The sequence below is a fragment of the Acinetobacter sp. ASP199 genome (assembly GCF_022700675.1).
Taxonomy (GTDB): Bacteria; Pseudomonadota; Gammaproteobacteria; order Pseudomonadales; family Moraxellaceae; genus Acinetobacter.
The window spans coordinates 2,909,537-2,931,172 of the sequence record NZ_CP062182.1 but is presented as its reverse complement, the minus strand read 5'-3'; the positions used below and the strand labels follow the sequence as shown (position 1 = coordinate 2,931,172).

At 42.8% G+C, this 21,636-nt stretch carries 17 protein-coding genes and 2 pseudogenes; 10 read left to right on the top strand and 9 right to left on the bottom strand.

All coding sequences use genetic code 11. The features are described from left to right. Positions 1-62: 62 nt before the first annotated feature. From IHE35_RS14075 to guaA, 4 genes and pseudogenes are all read left to right on the top strand, one after another. Positions 63-503, top strand: a complete 441-nt coding sequence (locus tag IHE35_RS14075) for a DoxX family protein (RefSeq protein ID WP_242788202.1) — start codon at positions 63-65, stop codon at positions 501-503. A gap of 108 nt (positions 504-611) precedes the next feature. Continuing rightward, a pseudogene (locus IHE35_RS14070) lies at positions 612-973 on the top strand (NirD/YgiW/YdeI family stress tolerance protein). A gap of 157 nt (positions 974-1,130) precedes the next feature. Continuing rightward, complete coding sequence (locus IHE35_RS14065; RefSeq protein WP_242788200.1) at positions 1,131-1,508, top strand: NirD/YgiW/YdeI family stress tolerance protein; 378 nt, start codon at positions 1,131-1,133, stop codon at positions 1,506-1,508. A gap of 302 nt (positions 1,509-1,810) precedes the next feature. Then, positions 1,811-3,379: a glutamine-hydrolyzing GMP synthase gene (gene guaA / locus IHE35_RS14060; protein ID WP_242788199.1), complete on the top strand. Its 1,569-nt coding sequence runs from the start codon at positions 1,811-1,813 to the stop codon at positions 3,377-3,379. Between the two features lie 124 nt (positions 3,380-3,503). On the opposite strand, the gene IHE35_RS14055 is transcribed toward guaA, so the two are convergent. Both IHE35_RS14055 and IHE35_RS14050 read right to left on the bottom strand, forming a co-directional pair. Continuing rightward, positions 3,504-4,754, bottom strand: coding sequence for a GGDEF domain-containing protein (locus tag IHE35_RS14055; RefSeq protein ID WP_242788198.1), 1,251 nt, complete (start codon positions 4,752-4,754; stop codon positions 3,504-3,506). Between the two features lie 200 nt (positions 4,755-4,954). Next, positions 4,955-6,259, bottom strand: a complete 1,305-nt coding sequence (locus tag IHE35_RS14050) for a GGDEF domain-containing protein (RefSeq protein ID WP_242788197.1) — start codon at positions 6,257-6,259, stop codon at positions 4,955-4,957. Positions 6,260-6,749: 490 nt separating this feature from the next. Between IHE35_RS14050 and IHE35_RS14045 the strand changes: the two genes are divergently transcribed. The 3 genes from IHE35_RS14045 (at position 6,750) to IHE35_RS14035 (ending at position 8,895) form a co-directional block, all read left to right on the top strand. Beyond that, positions 6,750-7,697: a pirin family protein gene (locus tag IHE35_RS14045; RefSeq protein WP_242788196.1), complete on the top strand. Its 948-nt coding sequence runs from the start codon at positions 6,750-6,752 to the stop codon at positions 7,695-7,697. Positions 7,698-7,726: 29 nt separating this feature from the next. Beyond that, positions 7,727-8,125, top strand: coding sequence for an OsmC family protein (locus IHE35_RS14040; protein WP_242788195.1), 399 nt, complete (start codon positions 7,727-7,729; stop codon positions 8,123-8,125). 122 nt (positions 8,126-8,247) lie between these two features. Continuing rightward, positions 8,248-8,895 carry a glutathione S-transferase gene (locus IHE35_RS14035; RefSeq protein ID WP_242788194.1) on the top strand — a complete coding sequence of 216 codons (648 nt, stop codon included), beginning with the start codon at positions 8,248-8,250 and terminating at the stop codon, positions 8,893-8,895. A gap of 57 nt (positions 8,896-8,952) precedes the next feature. Here the strand turns inward: IHE35_RS14035 and phoR are convergent, their stop codons facing one another. The 3 genes from phoR to IHE35_RS14020 form a co-directional block, all read right to left on the bottom strand. Continuing rightward, positions 8,953-10,311 carry a phosphate regulon sensor histidine kinase PhoR gene (gene phoR, locus IHE35_RS14030; RefSeq protein WP_242788193.1) on the bottom strand — a complete coding sequence of 453 codons (1,359 nt, stop codon included), beginning with the start codon at positions 10,309-10,311 and terminating at the stop codon, positions 8,953-8,955. 24 nt (positions 10,312-10,335) lie between these two features. Continuing rightward, positions 10,336-11,046 (bottom strand): phosphate regulon transcriptional regulator PhoB, encoded by a 711-nt coding sequence (gene phoB, locus IHE35_RS14025; protein ID WP_242788191.1) that lies wholly within the window; start codon positions 11,044-11,046, stop codon positions 10,336-10,338. 212 nt (positions 11,047-11,258) lie between these two features. Then, the gene (locus tag IHE35_RS14020) at positions 11,259-11,936 is read right to left on the bottom strand and encodes a TetR family transcriptional regulator (RefSeq protein ID WP_242788189.1); all 678 of its coding nucleotides are present in this window, start codon (positions 11,934-11,936) and stop codon (positions 11,259-11,261) included. Between the two features lie 222 nt (positions 11,937-12,158). On the opposite strand from IHE35_RS14020, the gene IHE35_RS14015 reads away from it, so the two are divergent. Further along, positions 12,159-13,004, top strand: coding sequence for an SDR family NAD(P)-dependent oxidoreductase (locus IHE35_RS14015; RefSeq protein WP_242788187.1), 846 nt, complete (start codon positions 12,159-12,161; stop codon positions 13,002-13,004). Between the two features lie 148 nt (positions 13,005-13,152). Here IHE35_RS14015 and IHE35_RS14010 read toward each other — a convergent pair whose 3' ends face one another. From IHE35_RS14010 to IHE35_RS14000, 3 genes are all read right to left on the bottom strand, one after another. Next, entirely contained in the window at positions 13,153-14,523 is a 1,371-nt protein-coding gene (locus IHE35_RS14010; protein WP_242788185.1) for an LLM class flavin-dependent oxidoreductase, read from the bottom strand. Between the two features lie 171 nt (positions 14,524-14,694). Continuing rightward, positions 14,695-16,059 carry an MATE family efflux transporter gene (locus IHE35_RS14005; protein WP_242788184.1) on the bottom strand — a complete coding sequence of 455 codons (1,365 nt, stop codon included), beginning with the start codon at positions 16,057-16,059 and terminating at the stop codon, positions 14,695-14,697. 122 nt (positions 16,060-16,181) lie between these two features. Next, positions 16,182-17,336 carry a methionine aminotransferase gene (locus IHE35_RS14000; RefSeq protein WP_242788183.1) on the bottom strand — a complete coding sequence of 385 codons (1,155 nt, stop codon included), beginning with the start codon at positions 17,334-17,336 and terminating at the stop codon, positions 16,182-16,184. A gap of 244 nt (positions 17,337-17,580) precedes the next feature. On the opposite strand from IHE35_RS14000, the gene IHE35_RS13995 reads away from it, so the two are divergent. Then, on the top strand, positions 17,581-20,442 hold the full coding sequence (locus tag IHE35_RS13995; protein ID WP_242788182.1) for a type VI secretion system Vgr family protein: 2,862 nt from the start codon (positions 17,581-17,583) through the stop codon (positions 20,440-20,442). Next, positions 20,442-20,660 (top strand): annotated as a pseudogene (locus tag IHE35_RS13990) (hypothetical protein); the annotation flags it as partial. The gene IHE35_RS13995 and the pseudogene IHE35_RS13990, both read left to right, overlap by 1 nt. A gap of 19 nt (positions 20,661-20,679) precedes the next feature. Here IHE35_RS13990 and IHE35_RS13985 read toward each other — a convergent pair. Next, positions 20,680-21,502, bottom strand: a protein-coding gene (locus tag IHE35_RS13985; RefSeq protein WP_242786769.1) for an IS5 family transposase whose coding sequence is annotated in 2 segments (ribosomal slippage) — positions 20,680-21,120 and positions 21,122-21,502 — 822 coding nt in all. Because the reading frame shifts where the segments join, the coding sequence is not laid out codon by codon here. Positions 21,503-21,636: the final 134 nt, after the last annotated feature.

Sequence of the window (21,636 nt, the reverse complement as noted above, 5' to 3'; positions counted from 1 at the left end):
GCCCTTAAGAAACAGGCATAGCATGGATAGGCCATTAAAATAAAAACCAATAGGTGACTCCCATGCTTAATCCCGATTTGACCTTACAAAAAATCTTTCTCACCCCCACCACTGAAGCACTGATTAATCTGGTGGCACGTGCACTTATCTCCTTTATTTTTATTGGTTCAGCCTGGATGAAGATCCAGAACTATGGTACCACGGCGGGCTATATGGAATCATTTAATGTACCCAGTGAATTGCTGCCACTGAGCATTCTTCTGGTGGGTGTCGGTGGACTGGCAATCCTGTTCGGCTTTCAGGCACGTTTAGCGGCACTGGCGCTGGCAGTCTTTACTTTTATCTGTGGATTTATCTTTCATGGTGCAGAGGAGGAGATTATTCACCTGATGAAAAATATTGCCATGACAGGCGGGCTGTTATTCCTGTTTCTGCATGGTGCAGGACGCTTTAGTCTGGACTATCTGGTGACCCGCAACACTGGATCACAACGCAACATTTAACTCATCACTGGATATATGACGAATCGCGCAAATACATAATTTCTGCACAAGCTGCACAGTTATTTTGCTTTGCTCATTAAGCAAATACAGAAAACGGAGGGCTAAAACATGAAAAAATATATGCTATTGAGTGCATTTATTGCTGTTGCAAGTTCATCCCTTTGGGCAAAATGGATCAGGAGATTTTAAATGAAGCAAAAAGGAATGTAGTCACGGTTGCTCAGGCTCAACAGCTTAGTGATGAGACAGGCGTGATCCTACATGGCCAGATCGTCAGACAGCTTGCCACCCAAAGCGATGAATTCGAGTTCAAAGATAAAACCGGTTCCATTATTATTGAGGTCGATGATGACCAATGGAAAGCTTTACGCCTGAAGGCTGGTGATCAGGTGCGCATTTTGGGTGAAGTTGATACTTATAGTGATGAACCCACCGCTATTGATGTCATTCAGATTGAGCGAGTGAAATAAAACCCGTCTGCAAAGCCCTGTACCCTGGCAGGGTTTTTTCTACAAAAATATATTTATTACTGCATTTTTGAACAGAGCAACAACTCAAAAGCCGCATATAAAATGCGTGAATTCTGCTTCAATAACACCTGATGAAACTACAATAGTGAAATCAATCATGAAGCAAATGTTATTGGTTGTGTTTCTCACCAGTACCATGTTTGCTACCGCATCTTGGGCCGGGCAGCGTGAAGCTGAAATGTTAAGGAACGCGGCTCAAAATACAGTGAGTGTTGCGCAAGCAAAACAGCTGGTAGATGAAACAGCGGTCACCTTATCAGGTGTCATTGTTAAACGAATAAGAGGTGATCATTTTCAATTTAAAGATCGTAGTGGATCTATCGAAATCGATGTAGATGATGAAGTGTGGAAACCTCTTCATTTGAAAGCAGGTGATCAGGTCAACATCATGGGTGAAGTTGATACCCAAAGTGATAACTCAACCATTATTGATGTCGAGAAACTGGAAAAAATATCAGGTAGTAAAGAGCAATGACAGTGGTATAACCAGAATTAATGTAATGATAAGCGCTGGAAGTAAAGCCTTATTGCTCTGATTTAATCACAATATAAAATCTTAAAAGCCGATATCCTCTATTCTAGTCAGTGGAGGATATCCAGAACCCATTTATACAATTATCATCCTCTTCAGAATAGCTTGAAAATGAGCATTTCATTTTCCCTGAATCATCATCCGATCAAGTAAATATCAGCCTTGCGCGAATAGTGTGCTTAATGCAGCGAAAAATGATAGAATACGGCGCTTATCTTTCGTTTGCCTTTCTATAGTTGTTTGTCATGACTACCAATACTCAAATCACTGAAGATCGTATCCTGATTTTGGATTTCGGTTCTCAATATAGCCAATTGATCGCACGTCGCGTACGTGAGTCTGGCGTATATTCTGAAATGTTTGCCTATGACATGTCTGAAGAAGACATTCGTGCATTTAATCCAAACGGTATCATCTTGTCAGGTGGTCCTGAGAGCGTTCACGAAGAAGGTAGCCCGCGTGCGCCAGAAGTTGTGTTCAACTTGGGCGTTCCTGTATTGGGTATTTGCTACGGTCTGCAAACCATGTCTGCACAACTTGGCGGTAAAGTTGAGCCAGGTACAGTACATGAATTTGGCTATGCAGAAGTAGACATTCAAATCCGTGATGGTCTTATTGGCGATCTTGAAGATTCAGCAGACAAATTGAAAGTCTGGATGAGCCACGGTGACAAAGTGACTCAGATTCCAGAAGGCTTCCAGATTACTGCCAGCACACCAAGCTGCCCGGTAGCAATGGTGTCTGATGAAAAACGCCGTTTCTATGGTATTCAGTTCCACCCGGAAGTAACTCATACTGCTAAAGGTAAAGAGTTACTGTCTAACTTCGTTCACAATATCTGTGGTTGCCGCAGTCTGTGGAACTCTGAAAACATCATCGACCTTCGTGTTGAACAGCTTCGTGAACAGATTGGTGATCAGAAAGTATTGCTAGGTCTTTCTGGCGGTGTGGATTCATCAGTTGTTGCTGCACTTTTACACCGTGCAATTGGCGACCAGTTGACTTGCGTATTCGTAGATAATGGTCTTCTTCGTTTGAACGAAGGCGAGCAAGTGATGGATATGTTTGCGAAAAACATGGGTATCCGTGTGATTCGTGCTGATGCTGAAGATCGTTTCTTGTCTGCACTTGCTGGTGAAGTTGATCCTGAGAAAAAACGTAAAATCATTGGTCGTGAGTTCATCGAAGTATTCGCTGAAGAAGCACGTAAGCTGGATGGCGTGAACTTCCTTGCGCAAGGTACGATTTACCCTGACGTGATTGAATCTGCTGCAACTAAAAATGGTAAAGCACACGTGATTAAATCGCACCACAATGTGGGCGGTTTACCAGAAGATCTAGCATTTGAACTGGTTGAACCAATCCGTGACCTGTTCAAAGATGAAGTACGTAAATTAGGTACCACTTTAGGTCTTCCTTTTGAAATGCTTTACCGTCATCCATTCCCAGGCCCAGGTCTAGGTGTTCGTATTCTGGGTGAAGTGAAAAAAGAATATGCTGACATTCTTCGTTTAGCAGATGACATCTTCATGCAAGAACTTCGTGCAAGTGGCTGGTATGACAAAACTGCACAGGCATTCGCGGTATTCCAACCTGTGAAATCTGTTGGTGTAGTGGGTGATGGCCGTCGTTATGCATGGGTGATCGCACTTCGTGCAGTTGAAACTGTAGACTTCATGACAGCTCGTTTTGCACATCTTCCATACGACTTGGTTGACAAGATTTCGACTCGTATCATGAACGAAATTGCTGAAGTTTCTCGTGTTGTTTATGACGTATCGTCTAAACCACCTGCAACGATTGAATGGGAATAATTTAGGGATTTCAAGAAGTGAAACTTCTTGCCTAAATTACGCCGAGAACTATGTTCGAGGCTATTCAGGGTAATCTGAATATTTCAAAAAAAGAGCGCTTCGGCGCTCTTTTTTATACCCTGCTTTATTCTTGAGCCAATTTCATATTTCGATCCTTATTCCATGAGCCTTGTGGCTGCAGTACGACATTAGGATTGATTAAGGGATCATATTGCTCTACTCGATTCCTTCCATTGGCCTTGGCCTGATACAGCGCGATATCCGCCTGTTTAATGACGGTATACAGGTCAGTTTCACAGGTTTTCAGAATTGCAGCACCTACTGAAATAGTGAACTTTAAGGACTGACCTTGATCAAGAAACACCTCTGCCTGTTCAATACGCTGCCTTAAACAATCAGCAATTTTCAGAGCATCATCCAGATGCGTATCAGGAAGCAGGGCAATAAACTCTTCCCCGCCATAACGCGCCAGAATATCAGTATCTCGCATTTCACTTTGGGCCGTTTCCGCAATAATTTGCAGTACCCGGTCGCCAATATCATGACCATAGTTATCATTAATCTTTTTAAAATGATCGACGTCAAACACAATGAGTGAACTTGGATTCGGTGTTTCTTGTTCAAGCGTATGTGCTATATGTTGCTGAGCCAAATATTCAAAGAAGCGACGGTTATTTAATCCTGTTAAGGAATCAGTATGCGCCATATGCTCAAAAGCCTGACGGTTATATTCATTCAAGGTATGTTGTAAAAATACAAGCCGAGATTTAAGCGTTGAATTCCAGCTGATATAGATACTAAAACTGAGCACCGGCAAGTAAATTAGAGAAAACAGAACCAGCTGTTGCAGATCACCTTTAACATTGAAATACACACCGATATATATCATGAGGGTAATCAGGGCTGAGATAATCAGGGAAGGCTTGAAACGGATATGTACACTTAAATTTGCCAGAACGATAAAGATTAGAGAGGAATATTGATAGATCAGGTTATAAGGGCTTTCTGACTGATTTAAATTAAAAAACCAGACCGCACTGGCACCAATTATCGAAGTGGGTAGCAATAGATCAAAGAGTGCTAAATTCCGGCTATACTGGTACATCCACACAGTGATCAGGGTCATGACTGAGGTAAAACCCAGTTTGGTCACAAGCAACAGGGTATGGATGTCACGAAGTACATAAATATCCGCAAAGGTATAAGAAGCATAAGCAAACTGTGCAAACAGATTCACCTGTAGCAGATATCTCAGATGCAGCTTTTTTTGGTGGGAATAATAGGCAGATTTTAATGGCTGAGGAATACGAACCAGAGGATCTTTAAGCGCCTGCTGAATCAGAAGACGTGACTCCTTATGATATTCCTGTGGCATTCAGCCTTCCCCATAAGAAAATAAAATTCTTTATACATTAAATAGTGTATGAATTTTATTCTATTCCTTAAAAATTCACTTTAAAAGTAGTCATCTACAATAAATATGTTCGGTTACAAAAAAAGGTGATGAATAAAAAGGAAAAAACCTGAGATAGGTTGGATTTACCGTTCATGTGTTTAAGTCACTTTTATGATGGATCATAAGTTAATATATTTTTCATTATAAAAATTCTGTGAATCAGATTGAAATGGTGAACTCATATCTGGATGATAAACCTCAGTTCGGTTGCGTCCACTCTTCTTGGCAGCATAAAGTGCCACATCTGCTTTTTTAATCAGGTCATCCAGATCCTGGGTAGGGGATTCCAATTCCGCAATACCAATTGAAACCGTAAATTTCAGTACAAGCTTAGGCTGGGCATAGAGATACTGCTGCTGAATTGAATTACGAATGCGCTCGGCGATCACCAAGGCATCCTGCAACTGTGTATCGGACAGCAAGATAATAAATTCCTCACCACCAAAGCGTGCCAGTACATCACTATGGCGCATTTCCTTACGCGCTGTATCTGCAATCAACTGCAGTACCCGATCCCCAACATCATGGCCATAGTTATCATTGATCTGCTTGAAATGGTCCACGTCAAACATCAGCAGGCAGGTACTCGAGTATCTTGGCCAGTCATGAATATAGTTTTCTGCCAGATGAACAAAATGCCGGCGGTTATAGAGTTGGGTGAGTTCATCAGTATGGGCGAGATTACGCACCATATGGTAGTTCCATTCATCTAACAGGGTACGGATAAATGCACGACGGGTATGCAGGATATTGTTCCAGTTAAAATATAAGCTAAACAGCAACACTGGGCTAAACACAACGATAAAGATAAAAGCTTCCGATAAGGTCATCAGCTGGGTCATCGCGATCAGAACCAGCAGGCTGATTAGGACCGAACAATACAGTGCAACCTTAAATTGAACCTTGATGCAGAGATTGGTAATCAGAATAAAAATGGATGCGGCATATAAATAATTTGCTACATGCGGGCTGGTAGAAGAGAGCAGGAACAGGATCCATACGCCAGCGCAAAGTGTCGTCCCTATCGGCAGGATCAGATCGAGTAGACGAATGTCCTGACTGTATTGAAACAACAGTTCACAGACGATCCAAACGGCCAAGACCAAAGTCACCCGAGTAAACCCTGAAACCATCATCAGGTCAGGGATAATAAAGATATCGGCAAAGAAATATAGCAAGAACACCAACTGTGCCAGTAGGTGGATCTGACGCAGACTATGGCAGTTATGCCGGTACAGATAGTCATAAAAATGTGACTGGAATTGCACAGGAATATGGGCGTGCCGATCCACAAGTGCATCTTCTAGCACCTGACGGTTCTTCAGGTCATTCTCGGAAGCTTGCAATTGCTCCAAAGAATGCCTATTGAAACTCTGCAAGGAAGCCTGCGTATTTGCATGCATCCTGCCATCGACAGTCGTCATTTTCCAATCCTTTAAGAATTCGCCCATATTATGAGCAAATTTAGGGGGCAGGAAGCTATAGTCAATCGGGTAGATTGCGACGTATGGAGAAGGAAAAAGTAACAAAACATTTTATCTGTAACAGGGGAAAGCCAAAACTAAGATATTATTGAATTAATTATTTGATTTTATTTAATAAAATTATAATTTAATCCTGTTTCACGTGAAACAATCAGGGATAATTGTTTGTTGCAGCATGTGTAAATTACAGCTTATTAAAATGGAAAATGCTAAAAATGATTGGGGTGATCTTTGCATAATCGTGACCTTGAATTTTAAGGATAGATTCAAGATCCCAAGTACCCATGAAAACAAGAAATCAGATCAAGTACAGATCAGACAGCTAAAGTTAAAGATTGTTTCAAATATGATAAGCATAATCCTGAAAGTAGCGCTTTTTTCACCAATCTAAATTGCTATGATCTGTTAATCCAGCCGAGTGAGCCAAAACATGTCGAATAATAATGATATCGAACTTTTCAATTCAGATGATTGCACTAAGTATGTCAATCAGTTCATTGCAGAATTTCCATTACGCCGCGCTGAAATTGGTCAGGGGACTGTAATCAAACGTGCGTTACCAAGTCGGCATAAACGCATGATCGGGGCATGGTGTTTTCTGGATCATGCCGGACCTGCGCATTTCCCACAGGGAGATGGCCTGGATGTGGGACCGCATCCACATATTGGTCTGCAGACTTTTACCTGGATGATTGAAGGCACCATGATGCATCATGACAGTCTGGGCAGTGCGCAGTTGCTACGTCCGCGTCAGGTCAATCTGATGACCGCTGGTTATGGCATTTCCCATTCTGAAGTTGCGCCTGAAACTGAAACCAAGATGCATGCCGCACAGCTCTGGATCGCTTTGCCAGATGATATGGTCAATATGGCGCCCGCGTTTGATCATTATCCAGAATTACCTGTGGTTGAAGATCAGGGCATTGAGTTCACGGTACTGGTCGGAGAATATCTGAAGGAAGCATCTCCAGTAAAGGTGCATAGTGAACTGCTCGGGGTGGACCTGTATGCAGCTGAAAGCACCCAGGCAGTATTACCGCTTCATCCTAAATTTGAATATGGTTTTCTGGCACTGGAAGGGACTGCTAGTATCAACGGGCATGAACTGACTGAAGATAATATGGTGATTCTGGAACCGGGTCTGGAACAGGTACATGTCGAGATTCATGCTGGAAGTCGTGTACTGTTGCTAGGGGGCGAACCTTTTGAAAACCCGATTTTGCTGTGGTGGAACTTTGTTGGCCGCACGACTGAAGAATTGAAAATGGCACGTGAGCAATGGATTGCAGAGCATGAGCGATTTGGCTCGATTCCTGCCTATGAGGGACCACGACTTGAAGCACCTGCTTTCCCGGATCACATGCGTCCTTCAAAATAAATGGATAACCATAAAATAAGGAAGAAGAAATGGCTATTATTGCAAGTGCTGGTGTACATAGTCTGGAAACACCGTGGCAGGGGCAGATCAGTCATGGCAATCACCAATATCTGACCGATAAACCGGAAGCTTTTGGTGGTCAGGATCGTGGTCCTGCACCTTATGATTTTCTGCTGGCAGGTTTGATTTCCTGCACCATGATTACCTTGCGTATGTATGCCAGGCATAAAGAGCTGGAGTTGGGAGAGTTTCAGATTGAAGCTGATTTCTTTACCAATCGGGAAGGGCAGGAATGGATCGAACGACGTTTAAGTTTTCAAAACCCATTAGATGAAGGATTACAGCAAAAAATTCTGGAAATTTGTCAAAAAACTCCAGTGACTAAAACTTTGCTACGGAGTCTGGAGATCCGAACCACATTACTTTGATCTCGCCGTATGTAAATGAGGTTAATTGAAATGTAATGTAATTCGTAAAGCATTTCACCAGAACCAGGCACTTTTTGTTATGCTGAATAGGCAATAACACGACAATAACAAAAGAGCCTAACATGCGTATCCTACACCATCTTGAGCAGTCCCGATCGTTCCGTATTTTATGGGCACTGGAGGAATTGGGGCTAGATTATGAAATCAAGTTCCATAAACGGTTGCCTAACTTTTCTGCCCCTTCAGAGTTGAAGATGATTCATCCATTAGGGAAGGCACCGATCCTGATTGATGGTGATCAGGTGCTGGTAGAATCTGCAGTGATTTTACAATATTTGCAGGAAACCTATGATGTCGGCATGGAGTTTCAGCCGCTCAATGCCACCACCAAGCAGCAGTACCGGTACTGGATGCATTATGCCGAAGGCTCACTAATGCCGCTGCTGGTCATGCATCTGGTCATGAACTCCGTTGAGAAGCATACGCCATTTTTGCTGCGTCCTATGGCGCGACAGATTACCAGTGGGATTAAGAGTAAGTTTGTACAGCCGCGTCTTAAAGATCATATTCAGTATCTGGAAAACTACTTGGGCGAGAATGAATATTTTGCTGGTCGATTTAGTTTTGCTGATATTCAAATGAGTTTTCCATTAGATGCTATTCAGACTCGTACTGGTAAACGTTATCCGGCGATTGAAGCCTATCTGGAACGGTTATCCCATCGTCCCGCCTATTTCCGGGCTATGTCCAAAGAAGAAGTATTGAGTTAACCACCCATCAAAAATAAAGGTGCCAAAAGGCACCTTTTTATTGGGATATCGTTTCAATCAGTCTGGAAAACTTAAGCGTTCCTTCGGGAAAATAACTTTGAAAGTAGAGCCCTGATTTTCACGAGAATCAATCTCTAGCTGTGCCTGATGTTGCATCAGTACATGCTTTACAATCGCGAGTCCAAGACCTGTGCCGCCAGTACGTCGGCTACGGTCAGAATCGATGCGATAGAACCGTTCAGTCAGGCGCGGCACGTGTTTCGGGTCAATCCCGATTCCGGTATCTTCCACCACAAAGTAAGCCGATTCACCATCATCATGCCAGCCCATAGTCACCGTACCACCTTTTGGCGTATATTTAATCGCATTGGTGATCAGGTTGCTGAAAGCACTGGCAATTTCCATATCGGAACCAATCAGATCACAATGGCTGTCAATATCCAGATTTAAGGTGTGGCCATAGTCTGCGTTATAGGCTTGGGCATCATCAAATAGCTGGTTCATCAGAGTAGGCATGTCAATAATCTGATTCTTGGCAATATTTTCGTCATTTTCTAGACGAGACAGGAGCAACAAGTCATTGACCAAGGCATTCATACGTCGGGTCTGAGATTGCATCTGGTCAAAAGCACGTTTCCAGCGTGGACTGATATCTTCCTGATCGGTAAAGGTTTCGATATAACCACTGAGAACCGTTAAAGGCGTACGTAGCTCATGTGAAATGTTGTCAACAAAGTCTTTGCGCATCTGTTCCAGATTATGCATCCGGGTCACATCATAAGCGACCAAGACGCGGCTTTCTCCCCCAAAGCGGGTCATCTTGACCTGTACATAATGGCCTTCAAGAATTGAAGACTGAATCTTGAGACCGTCAGGCGCATCATCAATATGATGATAATAATCAATGAAATTTGGCTGAGACAGTAAACTCAGAATATTACGGCTTTTATCTTCAGCACTGATACCGAGCAGACGTTCAGCCGCTGGATTCCACCATTCAATCTGCTGATTTTCATCGATCAGTACCACGGCTTCCTGTAGCGCGCCTAGAGAAGACTGGGCACGATCAATCAGCTCGACCATCTCCGCCTGTACAATGCGTTCCTGACGCTGGGCCTGATAGACATTGAATAGCAGAGCACCCCAGATGCCATTGATCTTGGGTGGTACGTCATAAGGACGATTGGAAATCCAGTCATTGACCAAGTAGAGGGAGCGTATCTGTGTGATAAAAAATGCCACAAAAGCCAGTACGATACAGACCCAGAAATACCCGATCCCATAACCAATCAGGCTACCGATCAACAGGAAAAAGGCCAGAAGGCGTAAATCCTGCTTGGCAAAGTCCCATAAGCTATTGGAGCTTGGCAGTTTATGCCCACGGGCCATTTCAGGAACAGGGTAGGGTTTATACATAAAGCAGGCTTTACCTAAGTCAAATTAACCGAGTGCAACATCAATACGGGTCGAAAAGCGGTAGCCGGTTCCGCGTACAGTCTGTACATAACGGTCGGCACCATACGGTTCCAGCACTTTGCGCAGGCGACGGATATGCACATCAATGGTCCGGTCTTCAATATATACATTGCCACCCCAAACCTGATCCAGAAGCTGGGCACGAGTATAGGCACGTTCTGGATGGGTCATGAAGAAGGCCAGCAGACGATATTCGGTCGGACCCATATCCAGGATAGTATCATTAAAGCTGACACGCTGGCTTGCAGGATCAAGTAGCAAGCCATTGGCTTCAATACTTTTTTCACCATTCAAGCTATTGGTACGGCGCAGTACGGCTTTGATACGAGATACCAGTTCGCGGGTAGAAAATGGCTTGGTCATGTAGTCATCTGCACCAGCATCCAGACCTTGAACCTTATGATCTTCTTCGCCCCGTGCAGTGAGCATAATGACTGGGATTTCTGACAGGGTTTCATCGCGTTTCAGGCGACGGCATAAGTCTACGCCGCTAACTCCACCGGGCATCATCCAGTCCAGCAGGATCAATGCTGGACGCTGATCTACAATCATTTGATGGGCCTGTTTGGCATCTTCTGCTTCTAGACAATTAAAGCCTGCCATATCCAGTGCCGTATGGATCATTTCCCGAATTGGAAGCTCATCATCGACGATTAAAATGTAGTCATCTTTCACAGCGCATTTCCTATAAGTCAACGGTGGACCGTTTTATATTTATGACGAGCCTATTACAAAGATTAATTATGACAGTATCATTGCAGAAAGGGATACTTGCGCTGCTTTCGCAAAGATTTGTGACAATTTAAGTTGCTGAATAGAAGAAAAATATCTGCAATAACACTCGATTGAAAACTAAAAGAGAAATTAAAAAATAATTGCTCTAAACCTTATTTCTTATCTGAAAAAGATTCAAATAGGGCCAGGAAGACAATACTACATGAGGACAAGACCTCTTCCATGGACTGTTTAAAACCGCTCATGACCCAGCGAATCGCGATCTGGGTGACATAACCATTTAAGCCTGTCGATACCAGAGAAATTTCCCGCTCGGAACGGCTCAGATTCGGCATCATCAGCATGACAAAGGCCTGAATCATGCGGTCAAAACGCCCCATGGTTTCGTGAATGGTGGCCTGATTATGCAGTTCCTGCACCAGCATGGCATCGATATAAATAATCCGAGCCATACGTGGATTATCTCGCAAGGTAGTGAGCAGGGCAGTCAGACCAGCTTCGATCATCTTTTTAGGATCAGAAGAGGCTTGCATCATTGCCTGCATGACATTTTGCTGTAATTCATCGATCAATTTCAGGAAGATGGTCTGAAACAGATGCTCACTTTTCTTGAAAGATTCATAGAAATAGCGTTCGGTCAGCTTGGCTTCAGTACAGATATCTTTGACAGTTACAGAAAAAAAACCATGTGTACCGTAAGCCTGAATACCGGCTTCAATCAGCTTTTCCCGGCGTGCCTGCTGGCGTTCAGCCATAGACAGACCTTTAAACTGACGTTCCTTCGCCACTGCTTTTTGTTGTTTTTTCTCAGGAATTACCGAATTGGTCATGGAATGATTAAGCTCATAAGCACCGAAATTTTAGATATCTTACCAATAAATTCCACTTAGACCTATGTCCTTGATCATCAATCTGGATTGTCCTGAATAGACAAGTCATCATGATTGACAATGAGTATTGTCAAAACTATATTGAGGAGAATTACTGCATGAGAAGCACGACAGAACAAGAAATACTGTCCGGGCAGGCAGTTTTATCGATAAGGGAAACTTATGAAAAATTTTAATAATAAAGTTGCTGCGATTACCGGTGCCGGTTCTGGTATTGGTCAGCAATTGGCAGTTTTATTGGCGAAACAGGGCTGTCATCTGGCATTAAGCGATGTCAATGAAGAGGGTCTGGCGAAAACGGTTGAGCTGTTAAAAGATTCTAATGTACGTGTAACGATCAAAAAGGTGAATGTCGCGAATCTTGAAGAAATGCGTACTTGGGCGACTGAGGTGGAACAGGACCATGGCAGCGTGAATATGATCTTCAACAATGCTGGTGTGGCTTTAGGTTCGACTGTAGAAGGCGCGAGTTATGACGAGCTGGAATGGATTGTTGGCGTCAACTTCTGGGGCGTGGTGTATGGTACCAAGGAATTCCTGCCACTGATCAAGAAGACGGGCGATGGTCATATCATCAATATTTCCAGTCTGTTTGGTCTAACTGCACAGCCAACACAATCTGGCTATAACGCCACCAAGTTTGCAGTACGTGGCTTTACCGAATCCTTACGTCAGGAACTGGATATCGAAAACTGCGGTGTTAGCGCGCTGTGTGTACATCCTGGTGGTATTCGTACCAACATTGCCAACGCGGCCAAAATGAATGACAGCCTAAAAGCCTTAGGTATGAATCCTGAAAAGTCTGCACGTAGCTTCAATAAATTACTGCGTTGTCCACCTGAAGAAGCGGCACGTCAGATTCTGGATGCAGTGCAGAAAGATAAACGCCGTCTGCTGATTGGTAATGATGCCAAAACCATCGATCTGATTCAGCGAATTCTACCGACGGGCTATCAGAAGGTCACAGCTTTTGCCACCAAGCTAGGTAAATCGAAAAAATCAGCTTAGGTTGTTAAAAGTTATGAAATTAAAGTCCGCTTATGCGGACTTTTTTATATTTAAACTTTGAAAATGCAAAACTGGCGGCAAGTTTTCTTTATCTAAAAAATAGAAAATTAAACAGTGATTAAAACCGATCTTCTTTATAAAGACTGGTCTAAGAGGCTACAGCTGTATGATGTTGAGCACTGAGGTACTGATTTTCCGGACGTTTCAGCCCCAGGTTTTCACGTAGCGTACTGCCTTCATATTCAGTCCGGAACAGGCCACGGCGTTGTAACTCCGGTACAATGAAATCGATGAAATCATTCAAGCCGGCAGGTGTCGTCGGTGGCAACACATTAAAGCCATCCGCAGCGTCATTTTCAAACCATTCCTGCAACTGGTCAACGACCTGTTCAGGTGTCCCGATCAGTGTCCAGTGACCACGTGCAGAAGCAACATATTCATAGAGCTGACGAATACTGAAGTTATGTTTCTGTGCAATATTGATCATCATTTGCTGACGACTGGATTTGATTTCAATCCCTTCCAGTTCCGGGAAAGGCGCATCCAGATCATAGTTTGAAAGATCAAGATCACCTGCTAAGCCAGAAAGAAGTCCTAAACCCACATCCGGGTGAATCAAGCTGTTCAGCAATGCATATTTTTCTTTGGCTTCCTGTTCGGTTTTAGCGACAAATACCGATACCCCTGGCATTACTTTCAGGTCATCCGCATGACGGCCATATTTGGCTAAACGCCCTTTAACATCCCGATAGAAGGCTTGGGCCTCAGTTAAACTTTGTTGGGCTGTGAAAATGACTTCAGCATACTTGGCTGCCAGTTCACGTCCATCTTCAGACTGACCTGCCTGCACAATGACCGGATAGCCTTGTGGTGGACGAGGGACATTGAGTGCGCCTTGGACATTAAAATATTTCCCTTTATGTAGCGGTTCATGCTGTTTCGCGGCATCAAAGAAATGACCGCTTTCTTTATCGTAGAGGAAAGCATCATCTTCCCAGGAATCCCAGAGTTTCTGCACGATTTCAATAAATTCATCCGCACGCTCATAACGGACTTGGGCATCCGGATGTGCACTAAAACCAAAGTTACGCGCAGTTTCAGTAGAAATAGTGGTTACAACATTCCATGCAGCACGGCCCTTACTGATATGGTCTAAAGAGGCATATTTGCGCGCTAATAGATAGGGTTCTTCATAGGTAGTTGAAGCAGTAGCAATAAAGCCAATATTTTTGGTGACTGCTGAAATGGCAGCAAATAAGGTCACGGGTTCAAAACCGACGACTTTGTCACTGTAGCCTACATTTTTATTATGCTTAGAAGCGCCATGACTCCAGTTAACTGCCAAACCATCGGCAAGGAAATAAGCATCAAACAGACCGCGTTCAGCAGTTTTTGCTAATTCAATTGCATAATCAAGACTTAAATGGTTCTGAGGACGAGACTCTGGGTGTCGCCAACCTGCCGCATGTTGCGAAGTTGTTGGAATGAAAGCACCCAGTTTAATTTGTCGTTTGGCCATGCTGAAATCCTGTCGTTATCATGTATTTCAACAGGTTTATAACAAGGAATAATCTGGTTTAAAAATACGATAAAATTAAATCCTTATACTAAATATGGGATAAGCCTAAGCAGGAAATGTATCTATTTCCAAAAATAGATAAGATCTAAATTTTCAGGTACTTCAACCACCTTAAATCAGCATTTCAATGGTTTTCTTTTTCCAGACAAACTGGTAATACAGTCCTTGCATGATGCATAGACAGACAAAAGCTAGAGCATAGCCATACCAGATGCCTTGCAGGCCCCACCAGCGACTGAATAGATAAGCTGCCGGGACTTCAATCCCGATAATAGCGATAATATTGATAATCATTGGTACCGTCACCGTACCACTGGCCCGCATAATCGAAGCAAAAATCGCACTGGCACCAAAGAACAGAATGGACCAGAGCACGATAAACAGGAGCTGCTGACCCAGTACCACAACCTGTGGATCGGTAATAAACAGGGCCATCAAATATTTTGAGAAAAGATAGGCCAATACCACCAGACTACCTGTGAACAGAATATTCATGCTCAGGGCAGTACGCGTCACTTTATTGAGTAAGTCATTTTTACCTGCACCAATCGCTTGGGCACCAAAAACCGAAGCGGCAATTGCGATAGAAAGTGCAGGGAACTGGATATAATTCAGCACCTGATTCACGGCCCCATAAGCTGCAGTCGCTTCTGCACCATAGCGGTTGACCAAGCCCACAATTACCAAACCTGCCACTGAAGTGGTTACCATCTGCACGCCGGTCGGGATGCCTAATCGCAGAATAATTTTGCTGAGCTGAGGCTGATGACGGATATCTTTCAGCAAAGCCCAGTCTGGCTTGAGGGGATGTTCTTTATAATTTAAATATAATGTTAGAAATAGCAGGACTGCCAGGTTACCGAGGATAGTCGCAATTGCGGGAGAAATAATCCCTATCTTGGGAAAACCAAAATAACCGGCAATCAGAACGGGCGTCACCACCAGACCTACTCCAATCGCCAGGGCAGAGGCAAACAATGCAGTAGTGCTGTCACCCACACCGCGCAGGATTGAAGTATAAATAATATAAATAAAAATCAGTGGGCTACCAGCAAGCATCCATTGCACATAAGGCAGAGACAGGTGCATGACCTCCGGATCAGTCCCGAGAAGCAAAAGGATATCCTCCGTGAAAATGACACCAAACAGGGCAATCAGCGTACCGCCAATCAGGGTCATAAACAGGGTGGAACCAACAACACAGCGGACCTTCTCCAGGTTTTTAGCTCCCCAAGCCTGTCCCACCAAAACGGTTGAACCTGCTGATAAGCCAATCACAAAAGCCATCAAGCAGAACAGGATTGGGAAAAATACTGCAACTGCAGCAATGGCATGTACGCCCAGCATTTGCCCGACAAAGATAGTATTAATGGTGCCGGACAGGCTTTGCAGGATATTGGTCACAACCAGCGGCAGCAGGAAAATAAAAAATGTTTTCCACAGGTTTTGCTGCTGAACCAATGCTTGCTGTGCCATAGGACGTCCTGTTCTTGATTATTAGAGAGGAATAAAAAAATAATTATCAGAAATTTGTAGAAAAATAGCCTTAGCTTTTAGGTAACTCAGGCTAAAGCTATCTAAGTCTTTAAATATTTGAATCAAACTTTGGAAAGAATTTCGCCAGCTTGCAGCAAGGTTTGTTCTTTTTTGGCAAAACAGAAACGCAGTAAACGTAAATCTTTTGGCGGTTGTTTATAGAATACTGACACTGGAATCGCCACGATTCCAAGTTCATGTGCCAGGTACTGACACATATCAACATCTGCTAAGTCTGGTCGAATCTCGCTGTAATCCAGATTCTGAAAATAGGTGCCTTGCGAGGGGGTCCACTGGAAACGTGAATCCTGAATGGATGAATTAAACAAATCACGTTTGGCCTGATAAAAAGCTGACAGCTGGGAAATATGTTCAGGATGTTGTTGTAAATATTCAGCCAGTGCTACCTGAACAGGAGTCACACCGCAGAAACTGGCAAATTGATACACCTGACGGAACAATTTCATTAAGGCCGGGGTCGCTACACAGAAGCCGGTTTTCCAGCCAGTCACATGGAAGGTTTTTCCAAAGGAGCCAATGACAAAACTACGTTCACGCAATTCAGGGAAAGAAAGTGCTGAATGATGTTGAATGTCATCAAAGACCAGATGTTCATAGACTTCATCGGAGAGTACGACAATATTACGGTCACGGATCAGTTCAATCAGCTGTTGCCAATCTGCTTTAGACCAGACACTTCCGGTTGGATTATGCGGCGTATTCACAATAATCATCCGGGTACGGTCATTAATGGCATCTTTAACCTGATTCCAGTCCACCGAGAACTCCGGATGCTGCAGTGCAATATGAATCGGTTTGGCGCCTAAAACCTGTACCGTCGGTGCATAACTGTCATAACTTGGGTCAAAAATAATAACTTCTTCACCCGTACGCACCACCGCCTGAATGGCACAGAAGATTGCAATGGTCGCCCCGGGTGTAATGGTAATTTCCTGAGCAGGATCTAATGACAATTGATCGCGCTGTAAATATAAATCAGCCAGCAAAGCGCGTAATAATGGTAAGCCATCTCCAGGCGCATACTGGTTAAATCCAGAAGCACTTGCCCGTCCTAAAGCCGCAATCAGATCGGGTGGTGCGGGAAAATCAGGAAACCCTTGCGAAAGATTCAGTGCCCCGAGTTGCTGAGCCAGGGCAGACATGGTGCTGAAAATCGTCACGCCTAGATCGGGCAATTTGGACTGGAGATCAAGCATGTCATAGTGCTCTTTTAATTTGTATATCCAAGCAGTTTAACAGTAACTATTCTGCATTGTGATCACAAATAAAAGAAATCATTCGTAATTTTATTGATAAAAAATTCAAGGACCTGACTCCTAATTATGTGCTAATAATACGTAAATTGAAAGCCAAATCATGTGAAATAAAAAGCTTGATGGACGTATAGGGGCTAATGTTTATAAAATCAGCTGCATAATAATTCTTAAAAATAACCATAAGATGCTAAAGAATATTCATATCCTTCTTGAGGGGCTTGGGCTGAACTTGCAAAAACGTGCCCTACATATTCAGTTTTCCAATCAGGTTTTAAATACCCAGGTCTTTATTCAGCGGATTGAAGGTCATCATCGGATCAATGAAGGTTTGCAGGCAGAACTGATCTGTCTTTCAACCCATGCAAATATCGCTTTAAAACAATTTATTGGCTGTCAGGTCGCGGTTGATCAGGTCACTGATCGTGGTGAATTGTTCCGGACCACAGGTTTGATCACTACAGCAAGCCAGGGACAAAGCGACGGATCTTTAACCCTGTATAAACTGACCCTGCAGGATGCAACTTCCTTATGGCATAAACGTCGCAATAGCCGGGTGTTTATGAATAAAAGCGTCCGGGATATTAGTGAAATTTTATTTAAAGAATGGCAGGTACGCAGCTCCATATTTGCAGCACGATTGAGTCTGGATGTTTCTGCCTTGTCACGGGACTACGATGTTCGTCCTTTTGTAATGCAGTCCAATGAAACGGATTATGAGTTTCTGACCCGCTTATGGCGTAGTGAAGGCATGAACTGGCTGATCGATGAAAAGGAAATTATTGTATCCGCTTCAGCTCAGACCATTCAGCCGCAGATTCTAAGTTTGATTGATAATCAGCAACATTTTCAGGCTTTAAAACGCCGTAGTATCCGTTTTCATCGTAGCCATGCCACCGAACCTTTTGACACGATTACTGGTCTATTGGCAGAACGCTCTTTAAATCCAACCATTGTCCAAACCCAGCGCTGGCAGGCAGATCAGCTGGCGCAGAGTGAAAGTCAGGTACTGCTGAGTGGCCATCAGCATAGCGAAGTACAGGATAATCAAAGTCTGAATCTTGAAGATTTGTGGACCATTAGCCCAGCTTGGACCAGTGACTTAAATGGAGAGGATCAGACGACATCAGCCAGCTCGACCCAACTGGATAAACTCAGTCAGCAGTTGAATCAATATCATGCATTACAGTCTAAATATTTTAAGGCCAATAGTCGTGTTCGTGATGCACAAGTCGGTTACTGGTTTGAATTACATGATCATCCTGAACTGGATCAGCACCCAGTCAATGAACGCGAGTTTTTAATCCTGGGGAAGCATTTCTATAACCAGAATAATTTACCTAAAGATATTTTGATGCAGCTGGATCAGCTCATGCAGTCCAGCCGCTGGAAAGTACTAGATGATGAACGGCAAAGTAATGAGCTTTTTTTGATCCGTCGCCATATTCCGGTAGTACCTGAGTATCACCCGTTACAGCATCGGCCAATGGCTCATCCACAGCACGCGAAAGTGGTAGGTCCGGAGGGGGAAAGCATTTACGTGGATGAGTGGGGACGGGTCAAGGTGCGTTTTCTATTTACCCGTAATGATGACCATCAGCATGATGGTGGTGCTGGCGCCAATGATAATGACACTGATTCGGCCTGGGTAGATGTGCTAACGCCATGGGCAGGCGAAGGTTATGGCGCCCGATTCCATCCGCGTATCGGGGAAATTGTAGTGATTGATTTCTTCGAAGGAGATATTGATCGTCCCTTTATTGTTGGACGTATTCATGAAGCTGAACGTTATCAAACTATGTTTGATAAGAAGGGGCAGTTGCCATTCACTAAAAAACTAAGTGGTATCCGTTCTCAAGAGGTGGATGGCGAAGGTTTTAACCAGATTCGCTTCGATGATACAACTGGACAGATTAGTGCACAGCTGCAAAGTAGTCATGGGGTCAGTCAGCTAAATTTAGGAAATCTAAGTCATCCAAAAGAAGATGAGGCTAGCGACGGGCGTGGTGAGGGCTTTGAGTTAAGAACAGATCAATGGGGAGCACTTAGAGCGGGAGCTGGCTTGCTTCTTTCTACCTATAAACAAGAAAATGCCAATGCTAATCACTTAAATACCAGTCCTGCGAAAAGCCAGCTTGAATCAAATTTGAATCATAGTAAGGCTTTAAGTGAGATTGCCAAAAATCAGCAAACAGACCCCTTAGAAGGATTAGATCATCTAAAAAAATTTCTGGATCAGATTGAACAGCAAGATCAAAGCAAGGCTGAAACTTTCAAACAAGCTTTAATGCTGCTGTGTGCACCGAATTCAATTGCACTCTCAACTAATGAAGACCTGTATCTTTCAGCTGATCAGCAGATTAACCACAGTGCTGCGGATAATATTAATTTTTCCACACAGAAATCTTTGATTGCTCACGCTCAGGACAAGATCAGCTTATTTGCAGCTCAACAAGGATTAAAAGCCGTTGCGGCAAAGGGAAAGGTCGAACTCCAGGCACAAGATGACGCAATAGAAACAATTGCTCGTCATAAAGTAAAAATTATTTCAACTGAAGATCGAATTGAAATTATAAGCCCTAAAGAAATTTTGCTTACTGCCGGTGGATCTCAGTTAAAGATTAATGGACAAGGTGTATTTGGAATAACAGGTGGGAAGTTTGAGTGTAAAGCGGGGCAGCATATATTTAAAGAAGGTCAAAATATTATTGAACAAAAAATAAGTCTACCAAAAATGGAAACTTTGTTTAGTAATCGAATTAATTATCAATGGAATACTGCCTGTGAAAGAGAAAAAGAAATTTTCATTGTTGATAAGAAGGAGGGAACATTAATTAAAAGCAAAAAATCCCTGCTAAATGAAGTAAATCAAATAAGTACTCTACGGTTCTATACCTCTCAAAAAACAGATTTTATAGCTTTTGGGTTTAATTCTTGTCAAACATATCTACGTCAAGAACTAAATAAAGAGGATATCGATGAGTTATTGGAGGACCTAGAAGATGAGGAAATTGAGGATGAGGTATACACTAAAGAGGATACTGAGTAATGAGTCAGTTAGTCACTATTACATCCAAACTTTATGATGCATCAGGAAAGTATGTCATCAATTTAAAGGTAAAATCACGCTATAAAGGTTCATCTAGAGAGAACATCAATAAGACAGATCAAGACGGTCTATTTATCTTTCATGCTTCACCGAATCGAACTGTAGAAATTCTAGCCCAACCACCTAATACCAAAGATTATATTGTTGTTAAAACTATTAGACCTCTTGCGAAAGTTGTTATTGCAAGTTGATTCGGTTTACCAGTGCAGCAATTAAGTTCATGCGTAAACCGAATCTTTTCCGTCTATTTCGATAGCGTTCACTTAAGATTCTAAATGTTTTCAATTGACTATTAATGTGTTCGATCACAACGCGTATTTTTCCAATCATTTTATTGTACTTTTTCTCAACTTCAAATAAAGGAAAATTCTTCTTTTTCTTAATGGGCATCAATAATTTAAAGCCATCTTGCTCTAATCCGTAGTACCCTAAATCAGTCATAACATATTCACAATGTTTGAATTTCTTAACCGTTTTCCTTGCCAATTTAATGTCATGCTGACTGCCATACGATATATCTAATCCTATGATTTGTTTACTCTTAGGATGGTAGATCACTTGGGCTTTAAGCGTATGTTTCTTCTTTTTACCACTATAGAACTTACTCTGATTTTTTTTTCGGGCGTTCTATTGAACATTCTGTCGCATCAATAATGACCCAGTTAAAGCGTTCGTCTGTTGTGGTAAGGCTTCGTTTTGGCAGAGTAAAACGTCTTGATCTCATTAAGGCATCTTCAACCTTTTTAATGGTTCGGTTCACATTACTTTCAGCGATATGATAGTGTGCTGCTAACTCCAATTGAGTGCTATAATTTCGTAAGTAATTGAGTGTTAATAACAATTGATCCTCTATAGCTAAAGTATGAGGACGGCCTGATTTCTTTTTGAGTGATTCTGCTTTTTCTAAAACCTCGACCATTTCGGTAAAAACTGCTCGAGGTACGCCAACCAAGCGCTTGAATTCAGAATCTGAAAAACGGTTTAAGTTCTGATATCTCATGAAATCTATATGGGGATGGTTTTTACTTTCGCAAGAGATCTATTAATTCTTCAATAGTTTCTTCTAGAAAAGACCCTGTAAAAGTACCTTTACCTAAAAGTATAGAGCAATATCAACAGAAAAAAGTTACCACT

Bases quoted from the DNA above. Each gene is read 5' to 3' on its own strand.
- IHE35_RS14075 (WP_242788202.1), top strand. From the start codon at position 63: ATGCTTAATCCCGATTTGACCTTACAAAAAATCTTTCTCACCCCCACC.
- IHE35_RS14065 (WP_242788200.1), top strand. From the start codon at position 1,131: ATGAAGCAAATGTTATTGGTTGTGTTTCTCACCAGTACCATGTTTGCT.
- guaA (WP_242788199.1), top strand. From the start codon at position 1,811: ATGACTACCAATACTCAAATCACTGAAGATCGTATCCTGATTTTGGAT.
- IHE35_RS14055 (WP_242788198.1), bottom strand. From the start codon at position 4,754: ATGCCACAGGAATATCATAAGGAGTCACGTCTTCTGATTCAGCAGGCG.
- IHE35_RS14050 (WP_242788197.1), bottom strand. From the start codon at position 6,259: ATGACGACTGTCGATGGCAGGATGCATGCAAATACGCAGGCTTCCTTG.
- IHE35_RS14045 (WP_242788196.1), top strand. From the start codon at position 6,750: ATGTCGAATAATAATGATATCGAACTTTTCAATTCAGATGATTGCACT.
- IHE35_RS14040 (WP_242788195.1), top strand. From the start codon at position 7,727: ATGGCTATTATTGCAAGTGCTGGTGTACATAGTCTGGAAACACCGTGG.
- IHE35_RS14035 (WP_242788194.1), top strand. From the start codon at position 8,248: ATGCGTATCCTACACCATCTTGAGCAGTCCCGATCGTTCCGTATTTTA.
- phoR (WP_242788193.1), bottom strand. From the start codon at position 10,311: ATGTATAAACCCTACCCTGTTCCTGAAATGGCCCGTGGGCATAAACTG.
- IHE35_RS14020 (WP_242788189.1), bottom strand. From the start codon at position 11,936: ATGACCAATTCGGTAATTCCTGAGAAAAAACAACAAAAAGCAGTGGCG.
- IHE35_RS14015 (WP_242788187.1), top strand. From the start codon at position 12,159: ATGAAAAATTTTAATAATAAAGTTGCTGCGATTACCGGTGCCGGTTCT.
- IHE35_RS14010 (WP_242788185.1), bottom strand. From the start codon at position 14,523: ATGGCCAAACGACAAATTAAACTGGGTGCTTTCATTCCAACAACTTCG.
- IHE35_RS14005 (WP_242788184.1), bottom strand. From the start codon at position 16,059: ATGGCACAGCAAGCATTGGTTCAGCAGCAAAACCTGTGGAAAACATTT.
- IHE35_RS14000 (WP_242788183.1), bottom strand. From the start codon at position 17,336: ATGCTTGATCTCCAGTCCAAATTGCCCGATCTAGGCGTGACGATTTTC.
- IHE35_RS13995 (WP_242788182.1), top strand. From the start codon at position 17,581: ATGCTAAAGAATATTCATATCCTTCTTGAGGGGCTTGGGCTGAACTTG.